Raw genomic sequence first — 21,705 nt, forward strand, 5'->3', positions numbered from 1 at the left:
GCGCCCTGAGCAGGCCCGGGCGCACCTACAGGGAGGGAAGTTCACTGGCGAGGTACCCCAGCGCCTGGCTGACACCGGTTTCGAGCTTGATGGCCGCCCTGTCATCACCCCGCGTTTGGCCCCGGTTGATGATCACCACCGGCTTGGGCTCCCTGGCGGCATGCCGCACGAACCGAAGGCCGCTCATGACCGTCAGCGATGAGCCGGCCACCACCAGCGCGGCTGCCCGGTCCACGATTGCGTAGGAACGTTCCACCCGGTCCTTGGGCACATTCTCCCCGAAGTACACAAAGTCCGGCTTCAGGGTCCCGCCGCAGGCAGGACAGACCGGCACCACGAAGCTGCTGATGAGGGCCTGGTCCTCCACGGTAGCGTCGGCGTCCGGGGCCATTTCCACCAGCCCGGAGGCCGCTGCCCGTTCCAGGAATCCGGGGTTGAGTTCCTCAAAAACGCCGGCCAGGAGGCGCCGGGTGTAGGTCCGCCCGCAGTCCAGGCATATCACCTGGTCATACCGGCCATGGAGGTCGACGACGTTGGAGCTGCCCGCGTCCTGGTGCAGGCGGTCAACGTTCTGGGTGATCAGGCCGGTGAGGTAGCCGCGGCGTTCCAGCTCCGCCGCCGAATAATGCCCCTGGTTCGGGTCCGCGTGCCGCATGTGGGACCATCCGATATGGTTCCTGGCCCAGTAGCGCCGCCTGTTGCCCGCATCCCGGACAAACTCCTGGTAGGTCATGGGCCGCCGGGGCGGCGAGTCCGGGCCACGGTAGTCCGGGATACCGGAGTCGGTGCTCAGGCCGGCGCCTGTCAGCAGCGCGAACGGGGCGCCGGCAAGAAGGTCACGGATCCTGGCGAGGACTTCCAGGTCATCGCTTGAGGGCGGAGCAGGGGCTACGGGCGGCATGCTTGCAAAGCCGGTAAGGCCCGTCCTCCGCCGCTGCTCCGCCATCTGCCCGGTCCTGTCAGTCCTGCTTCAAATCCGCCAGGGCTGCGCGGTATTCGCCAAAGTCCCGGGCCTGGCCGCGGGGATTCACGACGCTGTAGCGGATTCTGCCGTCAGTGTCGATGATGAAGGTGGCCCGCTTGGCCATGCCGCTGTCGGCGTCGAACACACCGTAGGCGCTGGCCACGGCTCCATGGGGCCAGAAGTCGGCAAGGAGGTCGAAGGTGTAGCCTTCCTGCGCGGCATAAGCACGGAGGCTGAACTTGCTGTCCACCGACACCGCCAGGACCACTGCGTTCGAACCCTCGAATGTGGCCAGGTTGTCCCGTATCTCGCACAGCTCGCCGGTACAGATCCCGGAGAACGCAAACGGATAGAAGACCAGCGCAACGTTTTGGCCCCGGAAGGATGACAGCTTCACCGGCTCGCCGTACTGGTTGGCAAGATCAAAGTCAGGGGCTGTTGCCCCCAGCGCAGGGACAGCTGCGGAAGCGGCCTCAACCGCTGCCGTCATTTGTTCTTCCTGCTGACCAGGCGGGTGGCGCTCCAGTCCTTTGACACTCCCGCTGATGTGGTGACGTGGAGGCCGGCCGTGGGTGCAGCTTCCTGGATGTCAGCGGGCGAAACGTAGCCGTCCCTGCCCGACTTGGGGGTGAGGACCCAGACAACGCCCGTTTCGCTCAGGGTAGTGAGGGCATCCATCAGGCTGTCCACCAGGTCGCCGTCGCCGTCGCGCCACCAGAGGATGACGGCGTCCGCTACCTCATGATCATCCTCGTCCAGCAACTCGGAACCGGTGAGGTCCTCAATATCGTCACGCAAGTCGAAATCGACATCGTCGTCGTAACCGAACTCCTGAATCAGATCCCCGTTTTTGAAACCCAATTTTTCCGCCACATTTACCGATGTGGCGGCGTCGGCCTCGCTCACGTGTTCCTCCAATACCTCATATATGCGCTGTGCATAGTGATTTCCATTACTCCCCAAGCCAACACCCTTTGTGCCTGCGCTTCAAGCTGCCGCCCCCGGGACTGCGCATATTCTGCGTCACATCCCGCTGCGGCATCCCGGCGGAAGGGGCTTTTTGCCACACAACCAGTATGACGAACGAAATACAACTGCAGCACCTGGCCCGCAGCTACGCATCGTGCAGCGGTCAGGGCTAGAGTGGCTGATGACAACTATGGCTGCGGGACGACAACCTTGTGACTTTCGTGCAGGCATAGGAGCGCTAGGAAGCTGCCCGGCACACATGCCCGGGCTGTTGTAACCGATACGTCGCACACGGCGTATGTACGCCGGGCAGTCACCCTGCCTGGCCTGAGTGCGCCGATTCATGCGCGCAAAGAGAGGTTGGACGTGGCTGCAGGAGAAGATACCTCCCATATCCTCAGCGGGTTGACTAACCAGCTGCCTGATCGTGATCCGGAAGAGACTGCCGAGTGGGTTGAGTCCCTGGACGCGTTGATCAGGGAACAGGGCACCGAGCGTGCCCAATACATCATGCGGAGCCTGCTGCAGCGCGCGGGCGCGCAGAGCGTCGGGGTGCCGATGGTGACCACCACCGATTACGTGAACACGATCCCGGTGGACCAGGAAGCCGAATTCCCGGGCAACGAGGAGTACGAGCGCCGGTACCGGGCGTACATGCGGTGGAACGCCGCGGTCATGGTCCACCGGGCGCAGCGGCCCGATATCGGGGTCGGCGGGCACATCTCCACCTACGCCGGGGCCGCGACCCTGTACGAGGTCGGGTTCAACCACTTCTTCCGCGGCAAGGACCACCCCGGCGGCGGGGACCAGGTCTTCTTCCAGGGCCACGCCTCCCCCGGCATGTACGCCAGGGCGTTCATGGAAGGACGCCTGTCCGAGGAGGACCTGGACGGGTTCCGGCAGGAAAAGTCCCGCGAAGGCCACGCCCTGTCCTCCTACCCGCACCCGCGGCTGATGCCGCACTTCTGGGAATTCCCCACCGTGTCCATGGGCATCGGGCCGATGAACGCGATCTACCAGGCCCAGAACAACCGCTACCTGCACAACCGGGGCCTGAAGGACACCTCCGACCAGCAGGTCTGGGCGTTCCTGGGCGACGGCGAAATGGACGAGCCCGAGTCCCGCGGCCTGCTCCAGCTCGCCGCGAACGAGAACCTGGACAACCTGAACTTCGTGATCAACTGCAACCTCCAGCGCCTGGACGGCCCGGTGCGCGGCAACGGCAAGATCATGCAGGAACTCGAAGCGTTCTTCCGCGGCGCGGGCTGGAACGTGATCAAGGTCGTCTGGGGCCGGGAGTGGGATGACCTGCTCACCCGCGACACCGACGGGTCCCTGGTGAAAATCATGAACGAGACCGTCGACGGGGACTACCAGACCTACAAAGCCGAATCCGGCGGGTTCGTCCGCGAACACTTCTTCGGGAAGACCCCGCAGACCAAAGACCTCGTCGCGGACCTGACCGATGACCAGATCTGGAACCTCAAACGCGGCGGCCACGACTACCGCAAGGTCTACGCCGCCTACAAGGCCGCCACCGAATTCAAGGGCAAACCCACCGTCATCCTCGCCCACACCGTCAAGGGCTACGGCCTGGGCCCGCACTTCGAGGGCCGCAACGCGACCCACCAGATGAAGAAACTGACCCAGGATGACCTGAAGAAGTTCCGCGACCACCTCCGGATCCCCGTCACCGACGAACAGATCGAGAACGACGCCTACCGGCCGCCGTACTACCACCCCGGTAACGACGCCCCGGAAATCAAGTACATGATGGAACGCCGTGCCGCCCTCGGCGGGTCCGTCCCGGAGCGCCGGAACACCCACGCCGAAATCGCCTTGCCGGACGCGAAGTCCTACGAGGTGGCCAAGCGCGGTTCGGGCAAGCAGCAGGCCGCCACCACCATGGCCTTCGTCCGGCTCCTCAAGGACCTGATGCGGGATAAGAACTTCGGCAAGCACATCGCCCCGATCATCCCCGACGAAGCCCGCACGTTCGGGATGGATGCGTTCTTCCCAACCGCGAAGATCTACAACCCCAAGGGCCAGAACTACCTGTCCGTGGACCGCGACCTGGTCCTGGCCTACAAGGAATCCCCCGCCGGGCAGCTGATCCACCCAGGCATCAACGAAGCCGGGGCCGTGGCAGCCTTCACCGCCGCCGGGACCTCCTACGCCACCCACGGCGTGCCCCTGGTCCCGGTCTACGTGTTCTACTCCATGTTCGGCTTCCAGCGCACCGGCGACGCCTTCTGGGCAGCAGCGGACCAGATGACCCGCGGCTTCATCATCGGCGCCACCGCAGGACGGACCACCCTCACCGGCGAAGGCCTCCAGCACGCCGACGGCCACTCCCCCCTGCTGGCCTCCACCAACCCCGCCGTCATCACCTACGACCCCGCCTACGGCTACGAAATCGGGCACATCATGCGCTCGGGCCTGGAACGGATGTACGGGCCGGACTCGGACGACAAGAACGTCATGTACTACCTCACGGTGTACAACGAACCCATCGTCCAGCCCGCAGAACCGGAAAACCTCGACGTCGAAGGCGTCATCAAGGGCATCTACCTGCTCGCCCCGGCAAAGATCGACGGTCCCCGCACCCAGATCCTCGCCTCCGGCGTCTCCGTGCCCTGGGCCATCGACGCCCAACGCATCCTGGCCGATGACTGGAACGTCTCCGCCGACGTCTGGTCCGTCACCTCTTGGAACGAACTGCGCCGCGACGGACTCGCCGCCGAAGAAGAAGCCTTCCTCAACCCCGGCCAACCCGCCCGCACCCCCTTCGTCACCCAGCAACTCGAAGGCGCCACCGGCCCCATCGTCGCCGTGTCCGACTACATGAAAGCCGTCCCGGACCAGATCCGGCAATTCGTCCCCAACGAATTCGCCACCCTCGGCGCCGACGGCTTCGGCTTCTCCGACACCCGCGCAGCAGCCCGCCGCTACTTCAAGAACGACACCCACTCCATCGTGGTACGCGCCCTCGAAATGCTGGCGCGCCGCGGCGAGGTGGACGTTGATGCGCCGGTCAAGGCGATCGAGAAGTACAAGCTGCTCAACGTCAATGCCGGCACCACCGGCAATGCCGGAGGCGAAGCCTAGGCCTTTCGGGCTGTAAAGCAGGACCCAGCCAGCAGCATCACACGACGGCGGCCCCCACCCATTCGGTGGGGGCCGCCGTCGTCCTGTCAGGGACGGGTGGGACCGGGGGGCAGAACTAGTTGTGATCCGCGACAAGGCGGATTGTAGCCTTCGCACAAATGGAGCTTGCGTGACCGTGGCCGTATGCTCAAAGAATGCCAGCACCAGCCAGCCCGTCTGCCAAGCGAAAACCGACCCCGCCAAAGGTCACGCCGGAGAAGTCCGAAACCCTCAAGCAGCTCCGCGCAAACGTCGGCCAACTCTCCACCAGCACCATGCGCAAGCTGGAGCAGTCGCTGCCCTGGTACAGCCGGCTCAGCGCTGATGAGCGATCGGCACTGGGCATGGTGGCCCAGAACGGTATCGCCGCCTTCGTTACTTGGTACGAGCGGCCGAGCTCGCCGTCGTGGATCCTCACGGATGTATTCGGGACAGCGCCCACGGAACTGACCCGTTCGATCAGCCTTCAAAAGGCGTTGCAGCTGATCAGGATCGTGGTGGAGGTGGTGGAAGACCAGGTACCTGTCATCGCGCCAGAAGCCGACCAGCCATCCCTGCGCGAGGCTGTCCTGCGATACTCACGGGAAGTGGCCTTTGCCGCCGCGGACGTCTATGCACGCGCTGCCGAATCCCGTGGTTCCTGGGATACCCGCCTGGAAGCGTTGATTGTTGACGCGATCCTGCGGGGCGAAAACACTGACGCCCTGCGCTCACGGATCGCAGCGCTTGGCTGGAAGGCACAGGAGCGCTTCACCGTGATGGTGGGGAACTCGCCGTCCGAACCCAGCGCCAGCTATGTCAGCGAACTGAGGCGGATGGCCGGGCGCTACGCCGAGGATGCACTGGTGGGGATCCAGGGCGACCGCCTGATCCTCATCCTTGGCGGTGTGCAGGACCGCGAAACGGCGTATGTGAAGCTGAGCGACATGTTCGCCCCCGGCCCCGTGGTGTACGGCCCCGAAGCCAGCTCGCTCCTGGAAGCCAGCAGTTCTGCCCAATCCGCCTTTGCCGGACTGACGGCAGCCCGCGCCTGGCCCTCCGCCCCGCGGCCGGTGGCCGCCGACGACCTGCTGCCGGAACGGGTTATTTCCGGCGATGACGCGGCCCGCCGCTCACTTGTGAAAAACATTTACCGGCCGCTCCTGGCAGCATCCAACGGCCTGGTGGAAACGCTTGGAACCTACCTTGAGCTGGGACATTCGCTTGAGGCCACGGCGCGCGAACTCTTCGTCCACGCCAACACCGTGCGCTACCGGTTGAAGCGGGTCTGCGACGTCACGGGCTGGGACCCGCTGCTGCCGAGGGAGGCATTCGTGCTGCAGGCCGCGCTGGTGGTGGGCCGCCTCTCGGCCCCGCCGAAGGTCGCCACGGAGCGGCAGGCGTCCCGTAACCAGCCGTGAGGCATTGTAGACTTCCTACAACCTGACCCCGTGAGCTTGGTGCGGTGAAACACCGCTGGATCACACAGTAATTTGGAAAGCTGGTTACGTGCTTGCAATAGTCTGCCCTGGACAGGGCTCACAGACCCCGGGTTTTCTGGCCCCCTGGCTGGAACTTCCCTCGGTGGCAGGCCAGCTGGCCTCCCTGAGCGACATCGCAGGCATTGACCTGATCGCCCATGGGACCACCTCCGATGAGGAAACCATCAAGGACACTGCCGTGGCGCAGCCCCTGATCGTTGCCGCGGGCCTGGTCACCGCCGCCTCCCTCTTCGACGTCGAACTCAACTCCCTGCCCGTGATCCTCGCGGGCCACTCCGTGGGTGAGATTACTGCTTCCGCCCTTTCCGGAGTGCTCACGGAGCAGGAAGCCATGACCTTCGTCCGCGAACGTGCCAACAGCATGGCCGCCGCGGCCGCCGTCACCCCCACCGGCATGAGCGCCGTGGTGGGCGGCGACCCCGCCGAGGTGCTGGCTGCCATCGAGGCCGCCGGCGCTGCACCTGCCAATGTCAATGGTGCCGGGCAGACAGTCGCGGCCGGAACCTTTGACCAGTTGAAGGCCCTGGCCGACAACCCGCCCGCCAAGGCGCGCGTCATCCCGCTCAAGGTGGCCGGCGCCTTCCACACCAGCCACATGTCGCCCGCCGTCAGCGCGCTGGAGAAACTGAAGCCGCAGCTGAACCCGGTGGCGCCCAAGGTGCCCCTGCTGTCGAATTTCGACGGCGGCGAAGTCACCGACGGCGATGCCGCCGTCGAAAGCCTGATCGCACAGGTGTCCCGGCCCGTCCGGTGGGACCTCTGCATGGAAACCATGGTCAACCGCGGTGTTACCGGCGTGATTGAACTCGCCCCCGCCGGCACGCTGGCCGGGCTGGCCAAGCGCGGCATGCCCGGCGTCAAGACCGTCGCGGTCAAGACCCCCGATGATCTCTCCGCCGCACTGGCACTCTTTGCAGAACTGGAGGGCAACGCATGAGCGTTCCCACGCTGAAACAGGTTCCGGTCCAGGAGCACAGCCGCATCCTTGGCCTGGGCGCTTACCGGCCCGACGTCATCGTCACCAATGAGGATGTCTGCCAATGGATCGATTCCTCGGACGAGTGGATCCGCCAGCGCACCGGCATCATCACCCGCCACCGTGCGGCCGCCGACGTCAGCGTGATCGACATGGCAGAGGGCGCCGCCAGGGAAGCCATGGAGAAGGCCGGTATTGAGGCCTCCCAGCTCGGGGCAGTCATTGTTTCCACCGTGACCCACCCCTACGCCACCCCTTCCGCCGCTGCCAGCCTGGCCGACCGGATCGGCGCCACGCCCGCTCCTGCCTTTGATATTTCCGCCGCCTGCGCCGGTTACTGCTACGGAATTGCACAGGCCGACGCCCTGGTCCGTTCCGGCACCGCAAAGTATGTCCTGGTGGTTGGTGCCGAAAAGCTTTCCGACGTCATCGACAACCGGGAACGCACCATCTCCTTCCTGCTCGGTGACGGTGCAGGCGCCGTCGTCATCGGCCCTTCCGACACCCCGGGTATCGCCCCGTCCGTGTGGGGCTCCGACGGCAGCAAGTGGGACGCCATCGGCATGACCCGCTCCCTGCTTGACGTCCGCGACCTCGGCCTGGCCGCCCGGCAGTCCGATTCCACCGGGGACCTGGCCCTCCTGGAAGAGGCACAGGAGCTGTACCCCACCCTCCGGCAGGACGGCCAGACGGTGTTCCGCTGGGCCGTGTGGGAAATGGCCAAGGTTGCCCAGCAGGCGCTCGATGCTGCCGGCATTGAGGCTGAGGACCTGGTTGCGTTCATCCCCCACCAGGCCAACATGCGCATCATCGACGAGATGGTGAAGAAGCTGAAGCTGCCGGAGACGGTTACAGTGGCACGGGACATTGCCGAAGCCGGCAACACCTCCGCTGCCTCCATCCCGCTGGCAACGCACCGGCTCCTGCAGGAGAACCCGGAGCTGAGCGGCGGCCTGGCCCTGCAGATCGGTTTCGGTGCCGGGCTGGTCTTCGGCGCACAGGTAATTGTCCTTCCCTAGATACGCCCAAGGGCCGCAACCGCGGCCCTGACCGTTTCCGGCAGCCCCTGCCGGCAATACAAGAAAAGGAGCCACCAATGGCTAGCAACGAAGAGATCCTGTCCGGGTTGGCTGAAATCGTCAACGAGGAAACCGGCCTGGCCCCCGAGGCCGTGGAGCTGGACAAGTCCTTCACCGAGGACCTGGACATCGACTCCATCTCCATGATGACCATCGTGGTCAACGCCGAAGAGAAGTTCGGCGTCCGCATTCCGGACGAAGAGGTCAAGAACCTGAAGACCGTCGGCGACGCCGTCAGCTTCATCGCCGGAGCACAGGCCTAGCCACAGGCTTCTCGCCGTCCCACGGCTTGGCAGGGCTGCCGGTCCGGACTGACCGGACCGGCAGCCCGCCGCATTTATCCGGCACAGCACCCCCCAACCGGGACTGGCCGATCAACAAACTGTGCGGGACCCTGCGACATCCGCAGGCGGATACCCCCACCGACGAAAGAGTGATCCCATGACACGCAAAGTAGTCATTACCGGTCTGGGTGCCACCACGCCCATCGGCGGCGACGTGCCCACAATGTGGAACAACGCCCTCAAAGGGGTCTCCGGTGCCCGCACCCTGGAGGACGACTGGGTAGCCAAGTACGAACTCCCCGTCCACTTCGCCGCCCGGTGCAGCACACCGGCCCTTGAGGTCCTCAGCCGCGTTGAGGCCAAGCGGATGGATCCCTCCACGCAGTTCGGCGTCATCGCCGCCCGTGAAGCATGGGCGGACTCCGGCATCACCGAATTCGACCAGGACCGGCTGGCGGTTGCCTTTGCCACCGGCATTGGCGGCGTCTGGACGCTGCTGGACGCCTGGGACACCCTGAAGGAAAAGGGTCCCCGCCGGGTCCTTCCCATGACGGTGCCCATGCTTATGCCCAATGGTGTTGCCGCGGCCGTCAGCCTGGACCTCGGCGCCCGTGCCGGCGCCCATACCCCGGTGTCCGCCTGCGCATCAGGCACGGAGGCCATGCACCTCGGCCTGGAGCTCATCCGCTCAGGCAAGGCAGACGTGGTCATGTGCGGCGGCGCCGAGGCTGCCATCCACCCCATGCCCCTGGCGGCCTTTGCCTCGATGCAGGCACTGTCCCGCCGGAATGACGAACCCGAGCGCGCCTCACGCCCGTACGACACCGCCCGCGACGGCTTCGTCATGGGCGAAGGCGCCGGCGCGCTGGTGCTCGAGGCCGAGGAACACGCACTGGCCCGCGGAGCCCGCATCTATGCCGAGCTCGCCGGTACCTCCGTCACTGCCGACGCGTACCACATCACCGCCCCGGACCCCGAGGGCCTTGGCGCCACCCGCGCCCTGAAGGCGGCGATGTTCGACGGCCGGATCCAGGCTGAGGACGTGGTGCACGTCAACGCCCACGCCACCTCCACGCCCGTGGGCGACAAGCCTGAATACACGGCCCTGCGTGCCGCCCTTGGCGCCCATGTGGACAACGTGGCAGTCTCCGCCACCAAGTCGCAGATGGGCCACCTCCTGGGTGCTTCCGGCGCGGTTGAGGCCGTCCTCACCGTGCTGGCCGTCCATGAGCGGAAGGCGCCGGTCACCATCAACCTGGAAAACCAGGACCCGGAGATCCCGCTCGACGTGGTCACCTCCGCCCGTGACCTCCCTGCCGGAAGCATCGTGGCACTGAGCAACTCGTTCGGTTTCGGCGGCCACAACGCCGTCGTGGCCATCCGCAGCATCTAGGCCTGGCCCGGGGAACCACCCGGAATGGCAAAGGAGGCCCCGCCGCCAGGCGGGGCCTCCTTTTTGCGCTATGGAGGTGATGTGGTTTCGTCGCGGTGGGAACGGACGACGGCGGTCAGCCCACCTGGTGGAGCCAGCGGACAGGAGCGCCTTCAGCAGCGTGGCGGAACGGCTCAAGTTCTTCGTCCCAGGCCTCACCCAGGGCAAGGGACAGCTCGTGGTAGACGGCGGCAGGGTCACCGGCTCCGGATTCGTAGGCATACCGGATGCGGTCCTCGGACACCATGATGTTGCCGTGGACATCCGTGACGGCATGGAAAATTCCCAGTTCGGGGGTGTGCGACCAGCGGCCGCCATCCACACCCTGGCTGGGCTCCTCCGTCACCTCATACCGGAGATGCGCCCAGCCACGGAGGCAGGACGCCAGTTTTGCTCCCGTGCCGGGGGCTCCGGTCCAGGACAACTCCGCCCGGAACATTCCGGGCGCAGCAGGCTGTGGGGTCCACTCAAGGTCCGTCCGCTTGTCCACGACGGCGCCGACTGCCCACTCAACGTGGGGGCACAGCGCCGTAGGGGCCGAGTGAACGAACAGCACACCGCGGGTCATTGCAACAGACATTCCATCCTCCATAGCTCTAGGTACGTCTTCCCCAACGACCTCTGCCTGGATGGAACTGCCGTGCCTGCACTGCGGCGTGGTTCCCTGCCTGTATTCAGATGTATCAGATTAAGCTGTGTCCGGGCTCGCCGTGCGGTTCGAGGCCTTGTGAGCTTCAAGCCGCACTTGAAAGTTGCCGGACGTGACTCTTATTGTGCCGTACCCCATGGAATTACGCCAGTGCGATTAGCAGGTCGAATCAGGCACGGGGATGGGCCTGCTGATAACTCTTCCGAAGCCGGTCAACCGAGACGTGCGTGTAGATCTGGGTGGTGGCCAGGCTGCTGTGCCCTAGAATCTCCTGTACGGCGCGGAGGTCCGCGCCGCCGTCGAGCAGGTGCGTGGCGGCCGAGTGCCGCAGGGCGTGGGGCCCGGACGCGGAGGTATCACCCAGCGCCTCGAACAGTGTGTTGACCAGGGCGCGGACCTGGCGCTGGTCGATCCTTCCCCCGCGTGCGCCCAGGAAGAGCGCGGGCCCGCTGTTGTCCTTCGCCAGGACCGGGCGCCCCCGCCGGAGCCAGTCATCGACGGCCACGGCGGCCGGCACTCCGAACGGAACCGTGCGCTCCTTGTTGCCCTTGCCTATGACGCGCAGTGTCCGGCGGTCCGGGTCCAGGTCGTCGACGTCCAATCCGGTGAGTTCGCCTACCCGGATGCCCGTGGCGTAGAGGAGTTCCACGATGGCGCGGTTCCGCACGGCGAGCGGTTCGCCCTCCCCGGCTGCCCCCTCCAGGCCCTCCAGGATGCGTGTAAGTTGGGGTGCCTGCAGGACCGCCGGAAGGGATCCTTCGCGTTTGGGTGCCTTCAGCCGCAGGGCAGGGTCCGCGTCGATGAGTTCTTCGCGGACAGCCCACGCGGTGAAGGCCCGTGCGGTGGCAGACCGGCGGGCGAGGGTTGCCCGCGAGGCGCCTGCGGAACTTTGGCTGCCAAGCCACCGCCGGAATGTTCCGAGTTCGAGATCCTGCAGTCCTGCGGCGCCTTCCGAGGCGGCGTGGGCAAGGAGGCTGCGCAGGTCGCCCAGGTACGCACGCCTTGTGTGGGCGGACACCGCACGTTCCCCCGACAGATGGCCGGCGAATGCGTCCAGTGCCTTGTGCAGTTCCCCGGGCAGTTCTTCATTGTCCACTCCCCTACTTTCCCAGTTGCCCGGCCTGTACCGCCGGTGGACACGGTCATGGCTTGCCGCGTTTCCAGCCGCCCCGCTCCGAGACTGCAAGTCCCAGCAGTCCGAGCCTCCCAAGTCCAGCCCGTACCGAGTCCTGGCCGAGACCCGCCACGGCTGAGAGCTTTTCCACGGACGTGGTGGAGCGAAGCGGCAATGCGTCCAGCAGGATCAGGTCTTCCAGGGTCAATCCGTCCTGCACTGCCGCCTCTGCGGTGCGTTGCGCAGGCAACTCCGTTCCGCTGGGTGATGCCAACTCGGCCACTTCGGCTGCATCGGTGACGCAGACAGCTCCCCCGTCGCGGAGGAGGCGGTGACAGCCGGCGGAATTGGCGCTGTGGACAGAGCCGGGAACGGCGCCCACGGCACGGCCCAGGGTTTCGGCATGATGGGCCGTGTTGAGTGCACCGGAGCGCCACCGTGCCTCCACCACCACCGTCACCCCCGCCAGGGCGGCAATCAGACGATTCCGCTGAAGGAAGCGGTAGCGGGTAGGGGCCGATCCCGGCGGTACCTCGGCCAGCACCGCTCCCTGGTTTGCCACGGCCCGCAGCAGGTCGTCGTTACCGGATGGATAGAACCTGTCCACTCCCCCGGCCATGACGGCGATGGTGGGGACAGCCGAGGAGCCGCCGGCAAGGGCGGCCCTGTGCGCATGCGCATCGATCCCGTAGGCCCCGCCCGACACCACCGTGAAGCCGCGCTGCGCCAGCGAGTAAGCGATGTCCCCGGTTACCGCCGCCCCGTAGCTGGTGCTGTCCCGGGATCCTACAAGGGCGATGCATTTCTCCGGCCCCGGCAGCGGTTGTTCCTGGCCGCGCCACCAGAGGCAGATGGGCTCCTGGATTCCCAGGTCCGCCAGCTGGGCGGGCCACAGCTCATCACTGGGAATGATGAGGCGTCCACCAAGCCGGGCCATGGTGGCAAGGTCGCGTTCCGGAGCAAGGTCAGGCAGCCGCGGCTGCCAGCGCTTCAAAGCGGCAGCAAGTCCGGCCCAGCTGCTGGCGGCCCCGCTCTCAGCCAGCAGCGATGTCATGCCGCGCTCCAGGTCAGGCCCTGCCGCCACCTGTCCGGTGGCGATGCGCAGGGCATCGGTTGCCCCTGCCAACTGGACGAGGGCCAGTCCCGCGGTGTCCTGGGGCTCCATCAGCCGTGAAAGGGCTGCCCGGGCCAGCCGCTCGGCATCGGTGCCCCTTGCCTTCTTCGTGCCCTGTTCCGTCACCACAACCTGTTCCTTCGCCACAAACTGTTCCGTATCCACGCCCGTTTCCTTCACGTTGTTCCGCGCATCCTGGTGTCTCATGCCGCGGCCGCCGCAGCCTGGCGCAGGCCCAGAGCCTGTCCGATGTCGTTTGGGTCCGGCGTCTCGCGGTGCCCCAGGTCCGCCAGGGTCCAGGCGAGCCGAAGGACGCGGTCATAGCCTCTCGCGGTCAGCACGCCCCGCTCGAGGGACTGGTCGAGGATCCGCGTTGCGGCCGGTGGAAGCCGCAATTCACCGCGCAGGATGCGCCCGGGCACCTGGGAATTCGTCTCAAGGCCGTAGGGCTGCAACCGTTCCGCCTGCCGCGCACGCGCGTCCAGGACCCGCCGTGCCACTGACGCGGTGTCCTCTTCCGCGCCCGCCTGACCGAACTCGGCCAGGGACACCCGCTCCACCTGCAACTGGATATCCACCCGGTCCAGCAGGGGTCCGGACATCCTGGCGAGGTACCGGCGGCGCATCATGGGGGTGCAGGTGCAGTCCAGCCCCTTGCCCGATGCTTTGCCGCAGGGGCAGGGGTTGGCCGCAAGTACCAGTTGGAAGCGGGCGGGATAGGCCGCTGTCCCGGCCGACCGGTGGATGACCAGCTCCCCGCTCTCCAGCGGCTGCCGGAGCGCGTCCAAGACACGCCGTTCGTATTCGGGCGCCTCATCAAGAAACAGCACGCCCCGGTGGGCACGTGATGCCGCGCCAGGCCGGGGCAGCCCAGTCCCACCGCCGATAATGGCTGCAGCGGTGGCTGAGTGGTGCGGGTTCTCGAACGGCGGCCGGCGCAGGAGCTGCACTGAGGATGCGGGCAGGCCGCACAGCGAGTGGATGGCCGTGACTTCCATGGACTCGTGGTCGCCAAGGTCCGGCAGGAGGCCGGGGAGCCGCTCCGCCAGCATGGTCTTGCCGGCACCCGGCGGACCGGTAAGGAGCAGATGATGGGCGCCGGCAGCTGCCACTTCCAACGCCCGGCGCGCTTCCCCCTGCCCGGAGACATCTGCCATATCCGGACAAGGGCCGGGCAGGGCAGGGCCTTCACCGGCATCGTCGGCCTCCTCAGGTTCGAAGTCCAGGGCAAGCTCCTGCGGATCGGCCCCAAAGTCGAGGGCGAGCCGGGCCAGCGTACGGTAGCCTCGCACCTCCGCGCCCGGGACCAGGGAGGCCTCGGCAAGGTTGGCCTGCGCCACCACGATCTCCGGATAACCCGCCTGGACGGCCGCCATGACCGCCGGCAGGATGCCCCGCACCGGCCGCAGCCTCCCGTCGAGTCCCAGTTCAGCGATAAAGACTGTGCGCCCGGTGGGCTTGATGTCGTTCGCTGCCCGGAGCACGGCCATGGTGACGGCGAGATCGAAGCCCGAGCCGCGCTTGGGCAGCGAAGCAGGAATGAGGTTGGCCGTGATCTTCCTGCGGCTGAGCGGAATCCCCGAGTTCTTCGCGGCTGACCGGATGCGCTCCCTGGCTTCATTCAGGGATGCGTCCGGCAGCCCAAGAATGACAAAGGCCGGAAGAGTCTGGCCGATGTCCGCCTCGACCTCCACCATGTAGCCGTTAAGCCCAACGAGGGCAATGGAGTAGGTCCGCCCGAGTGCCATCACCCCACCCCCTTGAGGTGTTCGACCACGGGTTCCCCGACGCCGTCGTCCACGACGGCGACAACGTCAACGCGGCGAAGGGGCATCCGCAGCTCGCGGTCCCGGCACCAGGCAGCACCGAGACGGTGCAGCCGGGCCAGCTTTTCCGGGCCCACGGCTTCAAAGGGGTGGCCGTAGTCCAGCGAGCGGCGGGTTTTGACTTCGGCGATGACCAGGGCGTCACCGTCGAGGGCAACGATGTCGATCTCGCCCTCTGCGCACCTCCAGTTGCGCTCCACCACCAGCATGCCCAGTGCTTCAAGATAGTCCACGGCAAGGTCTTCGCCCCGCCGGCCCAACAGGTCTTTGGATTTCATTTCTACCTCCGCAACAAGCCTGGCGGCGGATGGCGGCGGACGGCAGGAGGCCCCTGCCGTATGTGGACAGGGGCCTGTGTGGAGGGGAAGTCAGGGTTCCCGGAGGGTCCTAGTTGCCCAGGTCGACGTCCTTGGGCAGGGCCAGTTCCTCGTTGCGGGGCAGTTCCTCCACGTTCACGTCCTTGAAGGTCAGGACCCTGACGCTTTTGACGAACCGTGCCGAGCGGTAGACATCCCATACCCAGGCGTCCTGGAGGGTCAGGTCGAAATAGACCTCACCATCGGCGCTGCGGGCCTGGAGGTCCACATGGTTGGCCAGGTAAAAGCGCCGCTCGGTCTCGACCACGTAGCTGAAGAGGCCGACGACGTCGCGGTATTCACGGTAGAGCTGAAGCTCCATGTCGGTTTCATAGTTCTCAAGATCCTCAGCACTCATGCTTCCATCTTGCACCATGTCCGGCACGGCTGACGCCGGGCGGCGGAGTCAGTCTTCGCAGGGCTCTTCGCCGTCGGGCACCTCCACGTCCTGCAGTTCGCCGCCGAGCAGCCGCCAGCTGACCCGGTGGTAGGGAGTGGGGCCAGCGGCACGGAGGACGTCCCGGTGCGCTGCCGTGGCGTATCCCTTGTTGAGGTCCCAGCCGTAATGGGGAAATTCGCAGTGCAGCTCCCGCATCATCCGGTCGCGTTCCACCTTGGCAATGACGCTCGCGGCCGCGACGCTGAGGCACTGCATGTCAGCCTTGACCTTGGTATGGACGGGTGCGTTACAGGAAGCCTCAAGAACGGGCTGGTCGAACAGGGACAGCTGCTCCGCGGGGGAAAGCCAGTTGTGGCTTCCGTCCAACAACACAGCGTCCGGAACGACGCCGGCAGCCAGGATGCTGCCCCAGGCCCGGGTTCCGGCGAGCCGAAGGGCAGCGATGATGCCGAGGGAATCAATCTCGCCGGCGGAGGCGTGCCCCACAGCTGAAGCGACACTCCAGCGCCGCACGAGGGGATCCAGCCGTTCCCGTTCCGCCGGGCTGAGGAGTTTGCTGTCCCGCACGCCGGCAAGCGGCTTTTGGCGTTCCAGGTCGACGACCGCGATTCCCACGCTGACGGGACCGGCGAGGGCACCACGGCCAACCTCGTCCACCCCGGCCAGGAGCCGTATCCCCTGGGCCTTGAAGGTCCGTTCGTGCCGCAGGGTGGGAGCCTTACCGCCGCGTACTGCCGGTTTTGACCTGGAACGTCCCTTCACCGCGGGGGAAGCCTTCACTGCTGCCGAAGCCTGTACTGCTGAAGGCACGGTCAGCGGGCCCCCGGGACGGCACGGAACACGTCCGGGTAGTTGTCCAGGGTCTTGATCCTGTTCAGCGGCCAGGCGATGACCGCAGCCTTGCCTTCGAGGTCCTTGAGGTCGATGAATCCCCCGTCAGTCTCCATGTGGGCACGGGAATCGGCAGAATGGTTCCGGTTGTCACCCATCACCCACACCTTGCCTTCCGGTACGGTGACGTCAAAGTTGCGGATCTGCGGGACTTCCGCGGGATTGATGTACTTCTCGTCGATGGCGGTCCCGTTAATGGTCAGTTTACCGCCGGCGTCACAGCAGACCACGTGGTCACCAGGGAGCCCGATGACACGCTTGACCAGGTGCTGCTCCGAATTATCCGGCAGGAGGCCAACAAAGGTCAGGCCGTCCTGGACCCAGGTGAAGGGACCCTGCTCCTTGGCCGGGGCTGGGGGCAGCCAGCCCTTGGTGTCGCGGAACACCACAATGTCCCCGCGGCTGAGCGCAAAGGGCTCCGGAACCAAGAGGTTGACGAAGATCCGGTCATCCACATCCAGGGTGTTCACCATGGACTCCGACGGGATGAAGAAAGCCCGGAACAGGAAAGTCTTGATCAGGAAGGACAGCACCACGGCAATGACCACCACTGTGGCGATTTCCCTCAGCCAGCCCAGCAAGGGATTGCCGCTGGACTTGCCGGCCTCCTTGGACGCCGTCCTGTCCCGCCGATGGACGTGTGCAGGTTCCGGGGACCCGCCGGGCACCGAGGAAGCTTGAACGGCGGGCGTCTCTGATGCGCCGTCGTGGCGCGGTTCAGGTTTCCGCGCGTGGTTCTCGGGCATTTACCGTCCGTTCTGTGTTGTTGGCCTCGATGCGGGAGGCCGTGATACTGGAGCAAATCTATCAAGCGGCCAAAGGATCTGGACCGGCCGGCCAATCACCCGGTCCAGCGGAACCAGCCCGCCGCCGGGGGCGCCCAGCAGGCTGCGCGAATCCGCGGACACGGAGCGGTGGTCCCCCATCAGCCACAGCCTCCCCTCCGGAACCAGCGTGCTGAACTTCTGCGTGCTGGGTGCATCCCCGGGGAAGATGTAGGGCTCATCCAAGGGTTCGCCGTTGACGGTAACCTTGCCACCGGCGTCGCAACAGACCACGGTATCGCCGGGGAGGCCGATGACCCGTTTGACGTAGGTGGTGTCACTGCCGGTGAGGCCAAGCCACTGCATGGCTGCCGCTGCCCCATCCACCACCGGACCCTTGCCGCTGTTCAACGGCGCAAAGCTGCCCCGCCCGTCGAAAACAACAACGTCCCCGTGCCGTATGGGTTCGGACTGGAAGTCCGTGCGTGACACCAGGATCCGGTCCCCGCCTTCGAGAAGCGGCTCCATGGACTCCGATGGAATGAAGTAGACATCAAGCCAGAGGGACCGGACCACCCCGCTGATGGCCACGGCGAGGACCACTGCCAGTAAAACAAAACGCCAGCCCGTTTTGCGGGGCTGGCGTTTTGTCTGGTGCATGGTCCGTATCCTGGCGCTCGGGCATTGCTCCGGCCCGTGCCGGCTACGGCCGCGCTCCGGCCTGGCGGTAAATCCGGGAAGGACTTACTTGGCGGAGCTGAAGTCGCGCTTTTCCTTGATCTTGGCAGCCTTGCCGCGCAGTGCACGCATGTAGTACAGCTTGGCGCGGCGGACGTCACCCTTGGTGACAACCTCGATCTTTTCGATGATCGGAGAGTGCACCGGGAAGGTACGCTCCACGCCAACACCGAAGGAGACCTTGCGGACCGTGAAGGTTTCGCGCACGCCGTCGCCCTGGCGGCCCAGGACGAAGCCCTGGAAGACCTGGACACGGGTGTTCTTGCCTTCGATGATGTTCACGTGCACCTTGAGCGTGTCGCCGGCGCGGAATTCGGGAACATCGTTACGCAGCGAGGCTGCATCGACGGAGTCGAGAATATGCATGATTGCACTCCTGGTGAACGCCACAGGTCATTCACTTTGGGTCACGGCAGGCAAGTCCGGCCGCCGCAAGGCGTGCCGGGTCTCCCCGCCGAAAGTAAAATGGTCCGGCCGCTTCAAGGCTTGATGGGGCCGGTTGTCCAGCTGTTGGCCGCGCTACCCCCTGTGGCAGGTGCGGACCCAGCAGACACAAGGCTTAATTTTGCCACAGTGGCAGGGCTACGCCAATTCGCCGGGCACTAATCCTGCTGCCGGGCCGCCGGCTCCGGCCGCCGGCTCCGGCCGGCGGGCCAGCCTGCCGTCCACAATGTCGTACCCCAGGTTATGCAATTCCGTGCGGTCGGCACGCGGCAGGCTGCCGGCGTCGAACCCTTCCAGGAGATCCGGCCGCCGCTCTGCTGTCCGGCGGTACTGCTCGTGACGCCGCCATTGGGCGATCCTGCCGTGGTTGCCGCTCAGGAGCACCGGCGGCACCTCCCGGTCGCGCCAAACGGAGGGCTTGGTGTAGACCGGATACTCCAGGAGCCCGTCGGAGTGGGATTCCTCCACCAGGGACTCCGGGTTCCCCACCACGCCGGGCAGCAGGCGGCCGATGGCTTCCACCATGGCCAGGACGGCCACTTCGCCACCGTTCAGCACATAGTCGCCCAGGCTGACCGGCCGGACCATGAAGTGCTCCTGCGCCCATTCGACGACCCGTTCATCGATGCCTTCATACCGCCCGCAGGCAAACGCCAGGTGCTGCTCCTCGGCCAGTTCATAGGCGAGGGCCTGCGTGAACCGTTCGCCCGCCGGCGATGGAACGATCAGGACCGGCCTGCTTTCCGGATCCGGACGCCCCTCTGCCACTGCCGAGAGGGCCTGCGCCCAGGGCTCAGGCTTCATGACCATGCCGGCGCCGCCCCCGTACGGGGTGTCATCGACGGACCGGTGCTTGTCCGTGGTGAAGCTGCGGAGGTCATGGACGTGCAGGTCCAGGATTCCGTCCTGGCGGGCCTTGCCGATCAGCGAGAGTTCGAGCGGGGCGAGGTATTCAGGAAAGATGCTGACGACGTCGATCCGCATCTAGTCCGTGCCTTCCGGCTCAGGGGCGGCGGCTTCGTCGGAGTTAAGTTCGAAGAGGCCGTCCGGCGGGGTGAGGAGGATGAAACCTTCCTCGATATTCACCTCGGGCACAATCTGCTCCACGAACGGGATGAGGATTTCCTTGCCGTCCGGGGTGGTGACCATGAGCAGGTCCTGCACGGGCATGATGTTCAATGCTGTCACCTTGCCCACCACCTGCGCCCCTACACGGGCCTCGAGGCCGACAAGCTCATGCTCGTACCATCCCTCGTCGTCGTCCATGTCCAATTCTTCTGTGTCAATGAACAGCTTGGCGCCGCGGAGGGTTTCGGCCTGGTTGCGGTCCGCCACCTCCTCGAAGCCGAGCAGCAGGATGTCCTTGTTCCACCGCGCACTGGACACGGTCAGGGGACCCGAAGCGGCAGGTTCAACGACGAATTCCGTTCCCGGAACAAACCGGTCCTCCGGTGCGTCGGTCAGCACCTGGACGGTGACTTCCCCGCGAATACCGTGCGGCTTGCCAATCCGTGCCACCTGAAGCTGCATCTGTTCCTCTGTTCCCGATTGTGGTGGTTCTGGTGAAAAGCAGTGTGTTGATCAAAGCACTCCGGCCCCTCCACCTGACGGTGAAGGGGCCGGAGCAAAGCTGAATGTTGCCGAGCGCTCAGCGGCGGCGGTCGGTATCGACGACGTCGACCCTCACCGGTTCGCCGCCGGCCAGTGCTGCCACCACGGTGCGCAATGCGCGGGCCGTGCGGCCCTGGCGGCCGATCACCCGTCCCAGGTCCTCCTGGTGAACGCGCACCTCGAGAGTGTCCCCGCGGCGGTTGTTCTTGGAGCTGACCTTGACGTCATCCGGGGAATCGACGATTCCGCGGACCAGGTGTTCCAGCGCTTCTGCCAGCAATTTACTCAGCCTCGGTGGTCTCAGCTTCGGCGTCGGCCGGGGCCTCGGCAGCGTCAGACTTGGAGGCCTTCTTGGTGATGGCTTCCGGGATGATGACCGAGCCCTTCTCCGGGGCAACGAAGGCTTCCTTCTCGACCTTGGTCTTGAGGGTACCTTCCTGGCCCGGCAGGCCCTTGAACTTCTGCCAGTCACCGGTGATCTTGAGGATCGCGGCAACCTGCTCGGACGGCTGGGCGCCGACGGAGAGCCAGTACTGCGCACGCTCGGAGTTGACCTCGATGTACGAGGGCTCTTCGGTGGGGTGGTACTTGCCGATTTCCTCGATGGCACGGCCGTCACGCTTGGTGCGTGAGTCCGCGACGACGATGCGGTAGTACGGGGCGCGCATCTTGCCGAAGCGCTTAAGGCGAATCTTTACGGCCACTTTTGTGGTCACTCCTGTTTCAGAAAAAGGGGTGAACCCGGCTTTCTGCACCCGTGGGGCGGGCCATACTTGCGGGTTCGAAGGACAGGATCCGGACGCGGAGAGAGGGGCCACGCAGATCGAGTACCTGTTTATTGTGCCAGATGGGCGGCGTTATTTCGACTTGGCCCGCCGCGCGGGCCGCCGCAGCCGGCCCCTGGCGCACTGCAGGGTACCGAAACGGGCACCACCGGGCTCAGGCGGACCAGACGTACAGTCCCGTCCGCTCGGAATCGTCGAGTGAAGCCGCCAGTTCGGCCACTTGCTGCACATAGCTTCTGGCCTGTGCGGCGTCGAAGGGCATGTCCTCCTGGCCGGCCCACTGTTCGGCGACGTCGTCAAGGACATTGCCTTCGCCTTCGGTTTCATAGGAGAGCAGATCAGCGAGGGCACGGACCATGGCCGGCGGAACGGCAAGGAGGGAATCGCTGCCGACGTCCACCATGGTGAGTTCATAGTCGGCGCCGCCGGCATGTACCGCCGTCCCGGCAAGATCGCCCAACTGTTCGACTTCGAAATCGCTGACGCCCTGGATCCGGACCGCCTGACCCGAGGGCCCGCTGTCCGCCGCGGAGCCGCTTCCTTCGTCGAGGATGCCGGCGCGTTTCAGCGCGGCGTCATGGGTGGCGACAAAGATCTCGGTGAAGCCCATGGCGGGTGCCCTTCCGTTGGCGGAGCTGCGTGCCGGGCGCTGCCTGCACCCGGCCGTACGGAATCAGCCTA

24 protein-coding genes are annotated in these 21,705 nt (G+C 65.8%); 6 read left to right on the plus strand and 18 right to left on the minus strand.

Annotated features, from left to right (window positions below; genetic code table 11):
- Positions 1-25 precede the first annotated feature (25 nt).
- The 3 genes from FBY36_RS00135 to FBY36_RS00145 are packed head-to-tail and all read right to left on the minus strand — an operon-like array spanning position 26 to position 1,870.
- Positions 26-946, minus strand: coding sequence for an NAD-dependent protein deacetylase (locus FBY36_RS00135; protein ID WP_142116753.1), 921 nt, complete (start codon positions 944-946; stop codon positions 26-28).
- Between the two features lie 13 nt (positions 947-959).
- Positions 960-1,454, minus strand: coding sequence for a peroxiredoxin (locus FBY36_RS00140; protein WP_142116755.1), 495 nt, complete (start codon positions 1,452-1,454; stop codon positions 960-962).
- Positions 1,451-1,870, minus strand: a complete 420-nt coding sequence (locus FBY36_RS00145; RefSeq protein ID WP_142116757.1) for a DUF3052 domain-containing protein — start codon at positions 1,868-1,870, stop codon at positions 1,451-1,453. The genes FBY36_RS00140 and FBY36_RS00145 overlap by 4 nt, the downstream gene beginning before the upstream one ends.
- A gap of 429 nt (positions 1,871-2,299) precedes the next feature.
- On the opposite strand from FBY36_RS00145, the gene aceE reads away from it, so the two are divergent.
- The 6 genes from aceE (at position 2,300) to fabF (ending at position 10,293) form a co-directional block, all read left to right on the plus strand.
- A complete protein-coding gene (aceE, locus tag FBY36_RS00150; protein ID WP_142116759.1) occupies positions 2,300-5,041 on the plus strand; it encodes a pyruvate dehydrogenase (acetyl-transferring), homodimeric type in 2,742 nt (913 codons plus the stop codon).
- A 194-nt stretch (positions 5,042-5,235) separates the two neighbouring features.
- Entirely contained in the window at positions 5,236-6,480 is a 1,245-nt protein-coding gene (locus tag FBY36_RS00155) for a PucR family transcriptional regulator (protein ID WP_142116762.1), read from the plus strand.
- Positions 6,481-6,568: 88 nt separating this feature from the next.
- Positions 6,569-7,498 carry an ACP S-malonyltransferase gene (locus FBY36_RS00160; protein ID WP_200830406.1) on the plus strand — a complete coding sequence of 310 codons (930 nt, stop codon included), beginning with the start codon at positions 6,569-6,571 and terminating at the stop codon, positions 7,496-7,498.
- Positions 7,495-8,556, plus strand: a complete 1,062-nt coding sequence (locus FBY36_RS00165) for a beta-ketoacyl-ACP synthase III (RefSeq protein ID WP_142116766.1) — start codon at positions 7,495-7,497, stop codon at positions 8,554-8,556. Before FBY36_RS00160 ends, FBY36_RS00165 begins: the two co-directional genes overlap by 4 nt.
- A 77-nt stretch (positions 8,557-8,633) precedes the next feature.
- Positions 8,634-8,879 carry an acyl carrier protein gene (locus FBY36_RS00170; protein WP_066292130.1) on the plus strand — a complete coding sequence of 82 codons (246 nt, stop codon included), beginning with the start codon at positions 8,634-8,636 and terminating at the stop codon, positions 8,877-8,879.
- Positions 8,880-9,057: 178 nt separating this feature from the next.
- Entirely contained in the window at positions 9,058-10,293 is a 1,236-nt protein-coding gene (fabF, locus tag FBY36_RS00175) for a beta-ketoacyl-ACP synthase II (RefSeq protein ID WP_142116768.1), read from the plus strand.
- Positions 10,294-10,408: 115 nt separating this feature from the next.
- Here fabF and FBY36_RS00180 read toward each other — a convergent pair whose 3' ends face one another.
- The 15 genes from FBY36_RS00180 to FBY36_RS00250 all read right to left on the minus strand — a co-directional run bounded on the left by FBY36_RS00180 (position 10,409) and on the right by FBY36_RS00250 (position 21,634).
- Complete coding sequence (locus FBY36_RS00180) at positions 10,409-10,912, minus strand: DUF3145 domain-containing protein (protein WP_142116770.1); 504 nt, start codon at positions 10,910-10,912, stop codon at positions 10,409-10,411.
- A 238-nt stretch (positions 10,913-11,150) separates the two neighbouring features.
- The gene (locus tag FBY36_RS00185) at positions 11,151-12,077 is read right to left on the minus strand and encodes a tyrosine recombinase XerC (RefSeq protein ID WP_142116772.1); all 927 of its coding nucleotides are present in this window, start codon (positions 12,075-12,077) and stop codon (positions 11,151-11,153) included.
- Positions 12,078-12,123: 46 nt separating this feature from the next.
- Positions 12,124-13,260 (minus strand): DNA-processing protein DprA, encoded by a 1,137-nt coding sequence (gene dprA / locus FBY36_RS00190; RefSeq protein WP_235008921.1) that lies wholly within the window; start codon positions 13,258-13,260, stop codon positions 12,124-12,126.
- A gap of 152 nt (positions 13,261-13,412) precedes the next feature.
- Positions 13,413-14,957, minus strand: coding sequence for a YifB family Mg chelatase-like AAA ATPase (locus FBY36_RS00195; protein WP_142122414.1), 1,545 nt, complete (start codon positions 14,955-14,957; stop codon positions 13,413-13,415).
- Positions 14,957-15,313, minus strand: coding sequence for a YraN family protein (locus FBY36_RS00200; RefSeq protein ID WP_142116775.1), 357 nt, complete (start codon positions 15,311-15,313; stop codon positions 14,957-14,959). The genes FBY36_RS00195 and FBY36_RS00200 overlap by 1 nt, the downstream gene beginning before the upstream one ends.
- A 109-nt stretch (positions 15,314-15,422) precedes the next feature.
- On the minus strand, positions 15,423-15,749 hold the full coding sequence (locus FBY36_RS00205; RefSeq protein ID WP_056335405.1) for a DUF2469 domain-containing protein: 327 nt from the start codon (positions 15,747-15,749) through the stop codon (positions 15,423-15,425).
- Between the two features lie 48 nt (positions 15,750-15,797).
- Positions 15,798-16,553, minus strand: a complete 756-nt coding sequence (locus tag FBY36_RS00210) for a ribonuclease HII (protein WP_142122415.1) — start codon at positions 16,551-16,553, stop codon at positions 15,798-15,800.
- Between the two features lie 50 nt (positions 16,554-16,603).
- On the minus strand, positions 16,604-17,428 hold the full coding sequence (lepB, locus tag FBY36_RS00215; RefSeq protein ID WP_142116777.1) for a signal peptidase I: 825 nt from the start codon (positions 17,426-17,428) through the stop codon (positions 16,604-16,606).
- The gene (lepB, locus tag FBY36_RS00220; RefSeq protein WP_142116779.1) at positions 17,429-18,106 is read right to left on the minus strand and encodes a signal peptidase I; all 678 of its coding nucleotides are present in this window, start codon (positions 18,104-18,106) and stop codon (positions 17,429-17,431) included. It abuts the gene before it with no gap.
- Positions 18,107-18,190: 84 nt separating this feature from the next.
- Positions 18,191-18,550, minus strand: coding sequence for a 50S ribosomal protein L19 (gene rplS / locus FBY36_RS00225; RefSeq protein ID WP_018768283.1), 360 nt, complete (start codon positions 18,548-18,550; stop codon positions 18,191-18,193).
- Positions 18,551-18,766: 216 nt separating this feature from the next.
- On the minus strand, positions 18,767-19,612 hold the full coding sequence (trmD, locus tag FBY36_RS00230; protein WP_142116781.1) for a tRNA (guanosine(37)-N1)-methyltransferase TrmD: 846 nt from the start codon (positions 19,610-19,612) through the stop codon (positions 18,767-18,769).
- The gene (gene rimM / locus FBY36_RS00235; RefSeq protein ID WP_142116783.1) at positions 19,613-20,158 is read right to left on the minus strand and encodes a ribosome maturation factor RimM; all 546 of its coding nucleotides are present in this window, start codon (positions 20,156-20,158) and stop codon (positions 19,613-19,615) included.
- A 118-nt stretch (positions 20,159-20,276) separates the two neighbouring features.
- Positions 20,277-20,519, minus strand: coding sequence for an RNA-binding protein (locus FBY36_RS00240; RefSeq protein WP_142116785.1), 243 nt, complete (start codon positions 20,517-20,519; stop codon positions 20,277-20,279).
- A 1-nt stretch (position 20,520) separates the two neighbouring features.
- Positions 20,521-20,943 carry a 30S ribosomal protein S16 gene (rpsP, locus tag FBY36_RS00245; RefSeq protein WP_056335390.1) on the minus strand — a complete coding sequence of 141 codons (423 nt, stop codon included), beginning with the start codon at positions 20,941-20,943 and terminating at the stop codon, positions 20,521-20,523.
- A gap of 235 nt (positions 20,944-21,178) precedes the next feature.
- A complete protein-coding gene (locus FBY36_RS00250; RefSeq protein WP_142116787.1) occupies positions 21,179-21,634 on the minus strand; it encodes a hypothetical protein in 456 nt (151 codons plus the stop codon).
- Positions 21,635-21,705: the final 71 nt, after the last annotated feature.

Origin of the sequence: Arthrobacter sp. SLBN-122 (assembly GCF_006715165.1) — a bacterium.
In the GTDB taxonomy this organism is placed as follows: Bacteria; Actinomycetota; Actinomycetes; order Actinomycetales; family Micrococcaceae; genus Arthrobacter.